Source organism: Labrys sp. E2SS-1L, assembly GCF_057073705.1.
The window spans coordinates 42,761-55,854 of record NZ_CP172712.1 but is presented as its reverse complement, the minus strand read 5'-3'; the positions used below and the strand labels follow the sequence as shown (position 1 = coordinate 55,854).

The 13,094-nt window shown below is 63.3% G+C and carries 13 protein-coding genes and 1 tRNA gene; 7 read left to right on the top strand and 7 right to left on the bottom strand.

Translation table 11 applies throughout. From position 1 onward, the window contains the following. Positions 1-3 precede the first annotated feature (3 nt). Positions 4-882, bottom strand: a complete 879-nt coding sequence (locus ACIGJE_RS00270; RefSeq protein ID WP_311934349.1) for an N-formylglutamate amidohydrolase — start codon at positions 880-882, stop codon at positions 4-6. Positions 883-1,240: 358 nt separating this feature from the next. Between ACIGJE_RS00270 and cpdR the strand changes: the two genes are divergently transcribed. The 6 genes from cpdR (at position 1,241) to ACIGJE_RS00240 (ending at position 5,612) form a co-directional block, all read left to right on the top strand. Next, positions 1,241-1,606: a cell cycle two-component system response regulator CpdR gene (gene cpdR, locus ACIGJE_RS00265; RefSeq protein WP_105864233.1), complete on the top strand. Its 366-nt coding sequence runs from the start codon at positions 1,241-1,243 to the stop codon at positions 1,604-1,606. A 77-nt stretch (positions 1,607-1,683) separates the two neighbouring features. Continuing rightward, positions 1,684-1,758, top strand: a tRNA-Val gene (locus tag ACIGJE_RS00260). 497 nt (positions 1,759-2,255) lie between these two features. Beyond that, a complete protein-coding gene (locus ACIGJE_RS00255) occupies positions 2,256-2,972 on the top strand; it encodes an outer membrane protein (protein ID WP_415085857.1) in 717 nt (238 codons plus the stop codon). 398 nt (positions 2,973-3,370) lie between these two features. Next, the gene (locus ACIGJE_RS00250; protein WP_415085859.1) at positions 3,371-3,877 is read left to right on the top strand and encodes a hypothetical protein; all 507 of its coding nucleotides are present in this window, start codon (positions 3,371-3,373) and stop codon (positions 3,875-3,877) included. 14 nt (positions 3,878-3,891) lie between these two features. Continuing rightward, positions 3,892-4,515, top strand: a complete 624-nt coding sequence (locus ACIGJE_RS00245) for a L,D-transpeptidase (protein ID WP_376717638.1) — start codon at positions 3,892-3,894, stop codon at positions 4,513-4,515. A 77-nt stretch (positions 4,516-4,592) separates the two neighbouring features. Then, positions 4,593-5,612, top strand: coding sequence for an amino acid ABC transporter substrate-binding protein (locus ACIGJE_RS00240; protein ID WP_415085862.1), 1,020 nt, complete (start codon positions 4,593-4,595; stop codon positions 5,610-5,612). Positions 5,613-5,622: 10 nt separating this feature from the next. Here the strand turns inward: ACIGJE_RS00240 and ACIGJE_RS00235 are convergent, their stop codons facing one another. Then, a complete protein-coding gene (locus ACIGJE_RS00235; protein ID WP_415085864.1) occupies positions 5,623-6,528 on the bottom strand; it encodes a ketopantoate reductase family protein in 906 nt (301 codons plus the stop codon). A gap of 269 nt (positions 6,529-6,797) precedes the next feature. Next, entirely contained in the window at positions 6,798-7,256 is a 459-nt protein-coding gene (locus tag ACIGJE_RS00230) for an NUDIX hydrolase (protein WP_311934343.1), read from the bottom strand. Between the two features lie 182 nt (positions 7,257-7,438). On the opposite strand from ACIGJE_RS00230, the gene ACIGJE_RS00225 reads away from it, so the two are divergent. Then, positions 7,439-8,215: an SDR family oxidoreductase gene (locus ACIGJE_RS00225; protein WP_415085867.1), complete on the top strand. Its 777-nt coding sequence runs from the start codon at positions 7,439-7,441 to the stop codon at positions 8,213-8,215. Between the two features lie 141 nt (positions 8,216-8,356). On the opposite strand, the gene ACIGJE_RS00220 is transcribed toward ACIGJE_RS00225, so the two are convergent. From ACIGJE_RS00220 to ACIGJE_RS00205, 4 genes are all read right to left on the bottom strand, one after another. After that, on the bottom strand, positions 8,357-9,013 hold the full coding sequence (locus ACIGJE_RS00220) for a hypothetical protein (protein WP_311934342.1): 657 nt from the start codon (positions 9,011-9,013) through the stop codon (positions 8,357-8,359). Positions 9,014-9,535: 522 nt separating this feature from the next. Then, positions 9,536-10,480 (bottom strand): ABC transporter substrate-binding protein, encoded by a 945-nt coding sequence (locus ACIGJE_RS00215; RefSeq protein ID WP_311934340.1) that lies wholly within the window; start codon positions 10,478-10,480, stop codon positions 9,536-9,538. 72 nt (positions 10,481-10,552) lie between these two features. Beyond that, a complete protein-coding gene (locus ACIGJE_RS00210) occupies positions 10,553-11,554 on the bottom strand; it encodes an ABC transporter permease (protein ID WP_311934339.1) in 1,002 nt (333 codons plus the stop codon). After that, a complete protein-coding gene (locus ACIGJE_RS00205) occupies positions 11,551-13,071 on the bottom strand; it encodes a sugar ABC transporter ATP-binding protein (RefSeq protein ID WP_367625986.1) in 1,521 nt (506 codons plus the stop codon). Before ACIGJE_RS00205 ends, ACIGJE_RS00210 begins: the two co-directional genes overlap by 4 nt. Positions 13,072-13,094 lie beyond the last annotated feature (23 nt).

The following is a 13,094-nucleotide window of genomic DNA, read 5'->3' as shown; positions in this document are numbered from 1 at the left end:
GGTTCACTCGGCGGCCAGATGGAATGCATCGAGATAGTGGAAGGGCAGGCCAGCGAGCGTGTCGCGCAGCACGGTGAGGTCCTGCTTCAGGCGATCGAAGGCCGGCAGCAGGGAGAAGGTCTGCTCGTTCATATAGATCGAGCGATTGATCTCGATCTGGATGACATGGAAGCCAGCGCCGGGATTGCCATAGTGCTCGGTGATGTAGCCGCCAGCATAGGGTTTGTTGCGTGCGACCGAATAGCCGAGATTGCGCAGCGCCTCATCGGCGCAATCCATGATCAGATGCGAGCAGCTCGTGCCGTAGCGGTCGCCCAGCACGATGTCGGCCCGAGGCCTGTCCTCGCGTGCCAGGCCGCAGGACGGCATGGAATGGCAGTCGACCAGCAGGGCCACGCCGAATTCGCGGTGGATCTGGCCGAGGAGACGGCGCAGCGTGCGATGATAGGGCTTGTAGAGCTCCTCGATCCGGCGCAGCGCCTCATCAACCGGCAGGCGGTGGGCATAGATTTCCTGATTCTCGCTGACCACCCGCGCCAGCGTGCCCAGGCCGCCGGCCACCCGCAGGGAGCGTGTATTGGCATAGTTCGGCAGCCGGCCGTCGAACATGCGGGGGTCGAGCTCGTAGGGCTCGCGGTTGACGTCGAGAAAGGCGCGCGGAAAGCGCGCGCTCATCACCGCCGAGCCGGTGGCGGCGACATCGGCGAGCAGGAGGTCGACGAAGGCATCCTCGGAACGGCGCAGCGAAAGCGGATCGAGGCGGGAAGCCTCCAGGAAGGAGCGCGGATAGACCCGGCCGGAATGAGGCGAGTTGAACAGAAGGGGCGCCGAATAGGCAGCCGGCTCGACCACGTCGAAGGGAGGGCTGAGCTCGATTTCCATGCCGTCCACGGACTCCAGCGGCGGTTGCTTTCACCTTCGCGACACGTCCCCGAGGGGACGCGGGCAAGCCAGGCGATACCGACATATCTCGACAAAATCATGCGCAGGCAAGCATCACAAGTCCCACCGCATGATTTTCTCCATCGCGAACAGAAGCAACCCCAGGGTCTGTCATCAGTTAGGGAGGCGATTTGACGGGTGCGGCCGGGGGCGGTGAAGTCGAACCATACCTGATGACAGGCTCTAGCAGCATCACGAATTCGGGATTAACTCTATTGCGATGTAAACGGGGCGTTTACCCTGACGACGGTTTATAGAGTTCGAACAAGCTCCGGCCCTGCCGGGGATTCGGGACGCCATCATGAACAAGATTCTCCTTGCCGAAGACGACAATGATATGCGCCGCTTTCTGGTGCGCGCCCTGCAGAATGCCGGACATGAGGTGATGTCCTATGACAACGGCCTATCGGCCTATCACCGGCTGCGGGAAGAGCCGTTCGAATTGCTGCTCACCGATATCGTCATGCCGGAAATGGACGGCATCGAGCTGGCCCGCCGGGCCACCGAGCTCGATCCCGACATCAAGGTGATGTTCATCACCGGTTTTGCGGCCGTGGCGCTCAATCCGGATTCGCAGGCGCCGCGCGACGCCAAGGTGCTGTCCAAGCCCTTCCATCTCAAGGATCTGGTCAACGAAGTCGACAAGCTTTTGAAGGCCGCCTGAACTTTCCTCAAAAATAGCGGGAGAATGGCTTGCGTGGCCTGATTCAACCTGCTATCAGGCCGGCCTCCGCAAGCGATGGGCGCGTAGCTCAGCGGGAGAGCACTACGTTGACATCGTAGGGGTCACAGGTTCAATCCCTGTCGCGCCCACCATCGCTTCTTCGAACGACGAAAAGACCCAGGGCATCGCAAGCGCGGTGCCTTTTGCGTTTCCGCAGCCCTCGCTGGCTTGGTGTTCTGCCGCTTCTGGCGCATCACACAGGATCTGCCGGCCACATTGACGAAACGCCCTTCAAGCCCCGAGCATATGCGGTGCTCTCGGACGGGCATTCGGGCGGCTTGAGGTTTCCAAAGGCGGGGCTCGCACAAGGTCAAGGATCCGATGCTCGCCAGCGACGGAAACATGGTGATTTGAACGGTCTGGCGCGCGCGACTGAAGAGATTGGAAGATTTGCTTCAAATCATATTTGAATAAATCGAATTGCGTTGCAAATTTAGCACGGTAAAAATCGTACGTTTAGCCGAGTGAATATGTAAAAACTGTTGCTGTAAAAGCACATACTCGCGAGGGATGGCGTGGTAGAAAAGTTCGTCACTCGGCAAGATCTGGGTTTGCGGACATGAAGTTACGGATTTCGATAGCCGCGTTCTTGCTTGCCACGGCCGGTGCTTCGGCTGCCGATCTGGCGCCTGCCGCAGTCGAGCCTGTCGTTCCCGCAACTGCTTATGACTGGACGGGCTTCTACGCCGGTATCAATGGTGGCTATGCCTTCGGATCCAGCCACGACGTAACGATGTCGGAGCTGTTTCCGGCCACTGGCCCCCTCGTGGACGGGTATGGCAGCCTTTCACCCAAGGGGGGCTTCGGCGGCGTCCAGGCTGGCTATAATCGGCAGGCGGGCAATTTTGTTCTCGGCCTGGAAGGCGATATCCAGGGCGGCGGCATCAGCGACAAGGCCGGACGCATCGGCACCGCCACGGGTTACTTCCTGAGCACGAAGAGCCAGGTCAACTGGTTCGGCACGGTTCGTCCGCGAATCGGCTACGCCTTTGACAACATCCTGATTTATGCGACCGGCGGTCTGGCTGTCGGCGGGGTCAAATACACCCAGAACTATGCCAATGGCGATTTCCTCGCTCACCCTCGTACCAGCGAGACCAGAGTCGGTTTCGCGGTTGGCGGCGGCGCGGAATACGCTTTCAACGAGCATTGGACCGCCAAGCTCGAATATCAATATATCGATCTTGGCCGGTCGAAAATCAGCGCGACCGAAATCAATGGTGGCGAGCCGACGGATTACACCATCCACACCAGGCTGCGCACGGTTTTCCATACCGTTCGTCTGGGCGCGAACTACAAGTTCTGATCATTCGATCGCGGAAGGCGCAGGGCTTGGCAAAGGTCGGGCAGCGCGTCACGGCGAATTCACACCAGGTGTCCAATTCTACATCCGCGGCTGATCACGACTCCGGAAGAGACCGGCCGCCAGAGATCCCCGAGCGACCTAACCCCGCCGACGAGGCGGGGTTTTCCTTGCGGTCAGAGTGCAGGTTATGGCCAGAAAACACTTGCGCCCGCCATTGCCAATGTTGCAGCTTGGCACTCGTGATCATTCATGCTCGGTCTTTGGTAAGCTGACTGTTCATAGCCGGCAAAGACGGGTGCTGTCCCTGATTTAACCGAACCACCTACTGATGTGGCGTCCATTATTGCTTGGCCGCTGTCCCGGGGTGGGTCGTTTTGTGTTCCGATGGGGAGGGATACATGGGCGCGGATCTGTTTGAGAAGACTCTCGCGGGGATGCCGCGACAAGGACGGTTCGTGCAGGCGAGCATTCTCCTCGGCTGCGCCGCCTTGCTGGCTGGCTGCGGCGCCTCCTCGGCACCGACGCCGGTGGTGGCGACACCGACGGTTGCGGTGACCTCCGAAGAACTCGTCGGCAAATGGGGCCTGGCCTCCTATCGCGAAGAAACCGACAAGGTTCGTACCGAGGTCGCCGCCAAGGCAGCCTGCTCCAATCCCTATGTGATCGGCAAGGGTGCCCAGGGCGGGGTGACCATGCATCTGGCCGACCAGGCGACGCCGCAGGAAGTCTATCTCAAGACCGCCTCCGATGGCGGGGTCTATATCGGGCCGCAGGGCAAGCCCGGGGAGCGGGCGGACCGCCAGATCCTGTCCTATGACAAGGGCGTGCTGGTGACGCGTTGGGTGGATCCCGGCGTTGCCAAGCGCTACGGCACGATGATGTTCGTGCGCTGCGCCACGGCATGAGAGGAGAGCTTGCCATGACGAGGCGCTCCTGGATCACCCGGCTCGGTGTCGGCTGCATCGCACTTGCCCTGGGACTGGCAGGCTCGATGCCGCAGGCTTTGGCCCAGCCGCGCCCTCTCGATCCCAGCAAGGATCTGGAAAAGCCCGGCTTCGTGCCGGATGCCGCCGAGGAGCAGCTCCTGCCCGAATACCGGCCGCAGCCGGTCTATTATCGCTCCAACGAGCCGCCCGGCACCATCGTGATCCAGACCGAGGAACGCTTCCTCTATCTCATCCAGGACAACAAGACCGCCATGCGCTACGGCATCGGTGTCGGGCGCGAGGGTTTCCAATGGTCTGGCCTGTTGAAGATCTCGCGCAAGCAGGAATGGCCCGATTGGCGGCCGCCGCCGGAGATGATCAAGCGCCAGCCCTATCTGCCACGCTTCATGGCGGGCGGCCCCGGCAATCCGATGGGGGCCCGCGCCCTCTATCTCGGCAGCACCAGCTACCGCATCCACGGCACCAACCAGCCCGAGACCATCGGCTATGCCGTGTCCTCGGGCTGTATCCGCCTGGTCAATCCGGACGTGATCAATCTCTATGACCGCGTTCCCGTCGGCACCCGCGTGGTGGTGCGCCAGGCACCCAAGCTCTAGTCGAGATCAGCCCGCCTCGCCCTTTCGGCGAGGCGCTTTCGTTTGTCCATCATCGAGCAAGGCACGGGGGGATAGCCATGCATCGGATCATTGTGGGGATCGTGGCGGTCCTGCCGCTGCAACTCGGGTTGGCGAGCGGCCCGCAGGCGCAGACCTTGGAGGCTGTCAAGGCGCGCGGCCAGCTCCTGTGCGGGGTCAATGAGGGGCTGGTGGGCTTTGCCAGCAGATCGGCCTCCGGCGAATGGGCGGGCTTCGACGTCGATTTCTGCCGCGCCGTCTCGGCCGCCGTCCTCGGGGATGCCGCCAAGGTGGCGTTCGTGCCGCTGTCGGCGAGCGGCCGTTTCGAAGCCCTGCGCTCGGGCAAGATCGACATCCTCTCGCGCAACTCGACCTGGACCTTGTCGCGCGAGCTCGACTATGGGCTGAGCTTTGCCGCCATCACCTATTTCGATGGCCAGGGTTTCATGGTGCCGCGCAGCGCCAAGGTGAATTCGGCCCTGGAACTTGGCGGCAGCAAGGTCTGCGTGCTCAAGGACACCACCACCCAGCACAATTTGGCCGATTATTTCGAGGCCAATTCCATGAAGTTCGAAGCGGTGCTGGTCGGATCGGCGGCCGAGGCGCTGGAGCGCTACAAGAAAAAGGATTGCCTGGTTCTCACCTCCGACGTCTCCCAGCTCTATGCCCAACGCCTGGACCTCGCCGATGCCGGCGAGCACCTGATCCTGCCCGATGTCATCTCCAAGGAGCCGCTCGGCCCGGCCGTGCGCCTGGACGATCCGAAATGGCGCAATCTGGTGCAATGGGTGCATTTCGCCATGGTCGACGCCGAGGAGCTGGGTGTCTCCAAGGCGACGCTCGATCAGGCCAAGGACTCGACGCGGCCGGCGATCAGGCGCCTGCTCGGCACGGAGGGCAAGCTGGGCTCCGGGCTCGGGCTGGCCAATGATTGGGCGGCCAATGTGGTAGGACAGGTCGGCAATTACGGCGAGGTGTTCGAACGCAATCTTGGTGACGCCACCAAGCTCGGCATACCGCGTGGCCTCAACCAGCTGTGGAGCCTGGGCGGCGTCCAATATGCGCCGCCGGTCGAATAGGGCCGGGCACTCAGGTCGAGGATGACGGCGGACCGGCTTCGCGCAGCTTGACCAGTGTCCACAGCGCCTGGTTCAGCGGCGCCTCGAGGCCACGTGCGGTGGCCCGGCGCAGGATGGCGCCGTTCAGATCGTCGATTTCCGTGCGCCGGCCCCTGGCGAGGTCCTGGGCGGTGGAGGAATATTGCTCCGCCATGCTGGTGCCGAGCCCAAACACGGTGTCCTCCAGCGTCGGAGGCAAGGTGACGCCGTAGGCCTCGGCTACGACACGGCACTCGGCCAGGATCCCCTTCAACAGCACATCCACGCCCTCGCGGCCGACCAGCCGGCCATAGGGCAGGGCGGCGAGCGCCGAGAGGGCATTGAGCGCGCAATTGACCGCCAGCTTGGTCCACAGCGTGCCGACGACATCCGGCGTGACACGAGCCGCAATGCCGGCGGCCGCGAACAGGCCCGCGAATTCCTCGCTTCGGGGCGAGAGGCCGATTACCATCTTGCCGCCGCCCTTGTGGCGGACATAGCCGGCGGCGGGCGCTTCGAGCGCGGCATAGACGGCGACGGGCACGGCCGGCCTGTCGAGGATATGGGCGAGCCTGTCGGCATTGTCGATGCCGTTCTGCAGGCTCCAGACCGAGCAATCGGCGCCAATATGGGGAGCGATGGCGGCGGCTGCCGCCTCGGTGTCGAAGGATTTCACGCAGAACAGCACCAGTTCGGCCCCGGCGACGGCCTCTGGTCTGGTATCGGCGAAAACGGCGACGTGCCAGCGTTCGCCATTGTGCTCGAGCAGCAATCCTCCATCCCTGACGGCCTCGACCAAGGCCGGGCGCCCGATCAGGGTGACGTCATGGCCGGCCTGGGCGAGCAGGGCGCCGAAGAAGCAGCCGACGGCGCCGGCACCCATCACCGCAATCTTCATGATGATGTTTCCTCGGCAAATATGGACAGGGCCGCCGCAACCCACGGTCCCGGCTCATCGCGCAAAGCTCGTGACGGCCGCTTCGAATCGGCTTGGGACCTGAGAGAGAGGCGCGGCATGCTCATGATCTTACCGATAGGCGAGGCCTCTATCCATGCCGATCATGGCCGGCGGTCGGACCGCCGCCAAGGATAGACGGGTTCTCCCGGTCGGCAAGGCCGGCGATAGGCGGGCCACGATGCGATCGCGACGCCCGCGCCTGGAGGCTGTCATGGCAAGGTGCGCGCCAAGGCCAGGGCCTCCCGGGCGAGCGTATCGACGTCGATGCTGGCACGGGCCCGATTCACCAGAAGGGTGGGCAGATCGAACCAGGCTGCTTCCAGGGCATCGTCGGCGGCGACGGCCTCGCCGGATTGCCAGCGGCAGAGCACGCCGACCAGCACATAATGGTGACCGCCTTCATCGATTGGACGGGCATCGATGGAATCGAGGGCCGCGAAGGCCTTCACGGCGTGGGCCGTGACGCCGGTTTCCTCCTGGAGCTCGCGCAGGGCCGCCTGCAGAACGCCTTCGCCGGGCTCGATCTTGCCGCCCGGAAAGCCCCACAGGCCCTGGTCGGGGGGATTGGCTCGGCGAACCAGCAGGAATTCCTCGCCGCGCAGCACCACGGCGAGCACGGCGGCGACCGGACGGGGCAGATTGTCACTTTCGGCCGGATCCGAGGCCATTGTCTGTTTCTCCGGAACTGCCTGCGGGTTGAAGGCTCAGCTATAGGCGCTGCCACGGTGCCATGCCAATCCCGCGGGGCGGTAATTGCGACCTCGCGCGTCTGCCGCATCACACGGGCTTGCCGGCGGTCTGCAGCCCTGCGAAAAGCCTGCTCTCGACCCGCATGAAGAGGCCCAGGACCATGAAGCTCGGTATCGAAGGAAAATCCGCCATCGTCTGTGCCTCCAGCCGAGGGCTCGGCAGGGCTTGCGCGCTGGCTCTGGCGCGTGAAGGCGTGAATGTGGTGATCAACGGTGTCACGCCCGCCACGCTGGAACGCACTGCGGCCGAGATCCGCGCCACGACGAGGGCAACGGTCACGCCGGTGGTAGCGGACGTCGCCAGCGAGGAGGGACGGCGCAAGCTACTGGAAGCCTGCCCGCAGCCCGACATCCTGGTCAACAATGCCGGCGGCCCGCCACCGGGGGATTTCCGCCAGTTCGGCCGCGAGCAATGGCTGGCCGCGCTCGATGCCAACATGCTGGCGCCGATCGAACTGATCAAGGCGACGCTCGACGGCATGATCGCTCGCCGCTTCGGGCGCATCATCAACATCACCTCCGTGACGGTGAAGGCGCCGATCTCCTATCTCGGCCTGTCGAATGGTGCCCGTACCGGCTTGACCGGCTTCGTCGCCGGCCTCGCCCGCGACATTGCCCGCCATAATGTGACGATCAACAATATCCTGCCGGGTTCCTTCGGCACCGATAGGCTGCGGGACAATGCGGCTGCCTCGGCCAAGCCGGGGCAATCGCCCGAAGCCGTCCTGGCGGAATGGCAGGACGGCGAGGCTTCCGGACGTTTCGGCGATCCGGACGAACTCGGTTTGGTCTGTGCCTTTCTCGCCGGTGCGCAGGCCGGCTACATCACCCGCCAGAACATCCTGATGGATGGCGGCAACTTTGCCGGATCGTTCTGAGGGGCTTGTTGCAATTGCGGGGCGATCGGACTGAAACGCCGGTTTCTCCGGCGCTCCCCGCCTCCTCCAAGGAAAAGGGGCTGGCCTTGAAGGCCAGCCCCTTGTCGTTCTGCGCAGTCCGGTTCCCTTCGTGGAACGGATTCAGAGCTTGGCCAGGATCTGGCACAGCTTGATGAGCTGCGCGTCATAGTCGTCGCTGGCCCCGAGGATCAACTTGCAGCGTTTCTTGAGGGCAATGCGCTGGGCGCTGCTCATCGAAGCGAGCTGGCTGGAGACATTGCCTATATTCACGCCCGTGCCGGGAACGCCCGGGGTACCAGGAGTTCCTGGACTGCCGGGTGTGCCGGGCGTTCCGGTGTCGGAACCGGGGACATTGACGCCCACGCCGACGTTCACGCCTGTGTTGTTGTTGAGCGAGGCGCTCACATCCGCATCGGCGAGCGAGGAGTTGACGCCGACATTGGCCTTGACGCCGGTGCTGGGTGTCGCCGATGCACTGACATTGGCCGTGGCGGCGTTGCCGACCGAGGCCGTCGTGTTGGAGTTCAATCCGCCGCTGTTGAGGCTGGTGTTGCTGTTGGCGCTGACCGGGCCCACTTTGGCGCTGACGCCGACATTCGCACCGCCAACGGCACCACCGACCGCGCCCACGGCACCGCCTACGGCGTTGCCGACGCCACCAACAGCATTGCCTACGCTACCGCTCAGAGCGGCCTGCGGAGCGACAAGAAGCAAAGTAGTCGCCAGTCCAGCGAACATTGCAACCTTGCGCCAGTCCTTCCGATAGTGCTCAGACATGTCGACCTCCACCTGGAAAACTCGAACATTCGGCCGGAACTCCGGGGAAGGGAGCCTTGGGTGCTTTCTCGATCGACCGGAAGCTGAATGTCGATAGAAAAATATGCCAAAATACAGTAAATCGCAATGTTGAATTATTAAAGATAAATCGATTTATTTAAACTACTTGGGTTGTATTATATTTTGTACAATCAGTAATTTAAAATATACTTACATAATTTGGTGCATTACGAACTCACTTAAGGCAGCTTAGGCCTATTTATGCTTTCGTTTTCTGCTGTTCCTGTGGGATGCAGGTGGATTTTGTCATAGATGAATTGCGTCTGGAATGTGACGCTTGTGGGGCGAAATTGGGTAGCAGGCTGCCGCCGCCATGATGATACTGAAGTATTAGATCGTGTCGGAGAGGTATGACTGTAGCTCCAAATAGGTATTGCTTTATTTGGTATTATAATACCTAATATCTGAGGTAAAAAAGCCGCCCTTCATCGTGAAGGGCGGCTTTCGCCTCGTCGCTTCCGCTCAGAATGGCGAGTCGGGGTAATAGAAATCCTTGGCGTTGTCCTTGGTCACCAACGTGGCATCGAGAATATAGGAACCGCGCACGGGCAGCTTGTCGTAGAGGCCGGCGGCGGTGAGATCCATCGCCACGGCCACCATGGCCGGCGGATAGAGCACGTCGGCCGGAATGGTGGCGTCGCCGTCCATGACCTTCTTGACCATGTCCTTCATGCCGGCGCCGCCGAGCACGAATTTGATGTCGCTGCGGCCGGCCTGCTTGATCGCCTCCAGCACGCCCACTGCCATGTCGTCATCCTGGCACCAGACCGCGTCGATCTTGGGGTGCTTGGTCAGGAAGTCCTGCATCACCTTGAAGGCGTCGTCGCGGCTCCAATTGCCGAACTGGCTGTCGATCACCTTGACCTCGGAGCCCTTGAGGCCCTCGTTGAAGGCATTGACGCGCTGCTCGTCGATGACGATGGGCAGGCCGCGGATCACCACGACGTCGCCCTTGCCGCCGAGCTTTTCCTTGACATAGGCGGCCGAGACGGTGCCCAGACCCGGATTGTTGCCGGCGACGTAGAGATCCTGGATCGGATCGCGCAAAGCGCGGTCGACCACGGTGATGAAGACGTTCTTGCCTTTGACCTGGCGGATCGGGTCGGTCAGCTCGTCGGAATTATGCGGCAGCACCACGAGGGCGTTGATGCCCTGCGTGGTCAGGTCCTCCAGGGCGTTGGCCTGCGCGGCGCCATCCGGCGAGGTCTTCACGATGACCTTGAGGCCGGGATAGCGCGCTTCGAGCGCCTTGGCCTCCTGCTGGGCGTGATAGACCACGCCGCCCGTCCAGCCATGGTCGGCGGCCGGGATCGAGACGGCGATGGTCTTGCTGTCGGCAGCGTGTGCCGCTGCCCCGGCGAGTGCGAAGAGACCGGCCGCCATCAGGCCGGTCAGCATTTTGCGCATGATATCCTCCCTAGCGCTTTTCATTCTGTCGGGGGCGGGTTCGTCCCGCCCGCTGCATATGGACCGGCGGGCTCAGCTCCTCCGGGCGAGCGAGCGCTGCACCAGCATGGCGATGATGATGATGGCGCCCTGCACGGCACCGACCAGATATTCGGAGACGAAGTTCGACAGCACCATGATGTTGGAGATCACTTCCAGGATCAGCGCGCCGCAGATGGTGCCCCAGATGCGCCCGACGCCGCCGCGCAGTGCCGTGCCGCCGACCACCACCGCGGTGATCGCCTGCAATTCCCAGCCAAGGCCGGTGGTGGAGGTGGTGGAGCCGAGCCTGGGCACATAGACCAGCACGGCGATTGCGACGCACAGGCCCTGGATGATGTAGGTGAGCATGCGCACGCGCCCGACCGAGATGCCGGAATAGCGCGCGACATCCTCGTTGGAACCGACGGCCATGACATGCCGTCCGAACGTGGTGCGGTAGAGCAGGAAGGCACCGATGACGGCCACTGCGATGATCACCCACACCGGGAAGGGCAGGCCGAGAATGGTGCCGAAATAGACCGGGCGATAGTCGGCCCTGAGCTCCATCGACTTCATGGCGATCGAGCCGCCATCGGCCAGCCAGATCAGGAGCGAGCGGAAGATCGCCATGGTGCCGAGTGTGACGATGAAGGGTTCGAGCCGCCCCGCGGTGACGCCCAGGCCGTTGGCGGCGCCGCACAGGGCGCCGAGCAGCAGGGCCAGGACCATGCCAATGGCGAGCAGCATATAGCCATCGCCGATCATGGCCTTGTTGAGGAAGAGGATCATCACGCCCGAGACCAGCGCCGCCATCGAGCCGACCGAGAGGTCGAGGCCGCCGGCGGTGATCACGAAAGTGGCACCGACGGCGATGGTGGCGATGAAGGCGCTGCGGGCCAGGACGTTGGTGATATTGTCGAGGTCGATGAAGCGGGCGTTGACGAAGTAGCCCAGGACCATCAGCACGGCGAGCGCCGCGAAGGGCGCGACAGCGCGCAGGTCGAAATCCTGGAACCGGCTTGTGGTCTTGGTCGGGGCGAGTTGCTCGCTCATACCTGTGCTCTCGCTTCTTGCCTGGAAACGCCGGTGGCGTGCACCACGATTTCGGCCTCCGTCATCGCCTCGCCGCTGACTTCTCCGGCGATCTGCCCACCCCGCATCACCAGGATGCGATGGCATACGCCGATCAGCTCCTGCATTTCAGAGGAGATCACGATCACGCCTTTTCCCCGGGCGGCCAGCGCCGCAATGAAACGGTAGATCTGCTCCTTGGTGCCGATGTCGATGCCGCGGGTGGGTTCGTCGATGATGACGATCCTCGGCTCCAGCAGCATCATCTTGGCGAGCAGCAATTTCTGCTGGTTGCCGCCGGAAAGCTGGCCGGCGAGCAGGGTCTTGGAACGGGCCCTGATGTCGAAATCCTGGAAGGCCTGGTTGAGGGCGCTCCATTCGCGCGCCTTGTCGATGAAGGGCCCCGAGGTGAAGTGATCCAGCGCGGCCAAGGTGAGATTGGTGCGCAGATCCTGCGCCAGCAACAAGCCCTTGCCCTTGCGATCCTCCGAAAGATAGACGATGCCGGCTTCCATGGCCTGGCGGGGTTCGCGAAAATGCACCGGCCGGCCGTCGAGCCTGAGGCTGCCGCTGCCGGAGCGCAGGCCCAGCAGGCCCTCGAACAATTCGGTTCGTCCTGCCCCGACCAGGCCGGCAAAGCCGAGGATCTCGCCGGCCTCGAGGCCGAAACTGACATCGGTGGCAAAGCCGGGCACGTTGAAATGCTCGACGGCGAGCAGCGGCTCTTCGGCTGCTGCTGCGTTCGCCTCCGCCGAAGCCTTGGCCGGGTAGAGATTGGCCATGTCGCGCCCCACCATCAGCTGCGCCATGTCGATGGGCTGGAGTTCGGCGGCGGGCCTGGTGGCGATCCATTTGCCGTCGCGCAGCACGGTGACGCGGTCGGCGATGGCCTTCACCTCGTTGAGGCGATGCGAGATGTAGAGCACCGCCGTGCCCTTGGCGCGGATGGCGCCGATCACCTTGAGGAGCGCGTCCGTCTCCACCGGGGTGAGGGAGGCCGTGGGTTCGTCGAAGATCACCACGCGGTGCGGCACTGCCAGGGCGCGTGCGATCTGGACCAATTGGCGCTGGGCGATGGAGAGGCGCTCGACCACCCGGGTCGGCGCAATCTCTGCCCCGAGTTCGCGGACTGCCCGAGCGGCCTCCCGGTTCATGGCCCGGTCGTCGACCATGGGACCACGGCGGATTTCGCGGCCGAGGAAGATGTTCTGTGCCACGGTGAGATGGGGGGCGAGCAGGATCTCCTGATGGACCAGCACAATGCCGCGATGCTCGGCGTCGACGGGGCCGGTAAAATGCACCGGCTCGCCGTCAATGGCCAGGCTGCCCTTGCTCGGCTGGAGATGGCCGGCCAGGATCTTCATCAAAGTGGACTTGCCGGCGCCGTTTTCGCCGATGATGGCGTGAACTTCGCCTGGCTTGAGGTCGAGCGCGATGTTGCTCAGCACCTCGATGGTGCCGAAGCTCTTGGACAGGCCACTGGCGGCCAGCACCGGCACGGTCTGGTTCTGCGCGGCAGCCC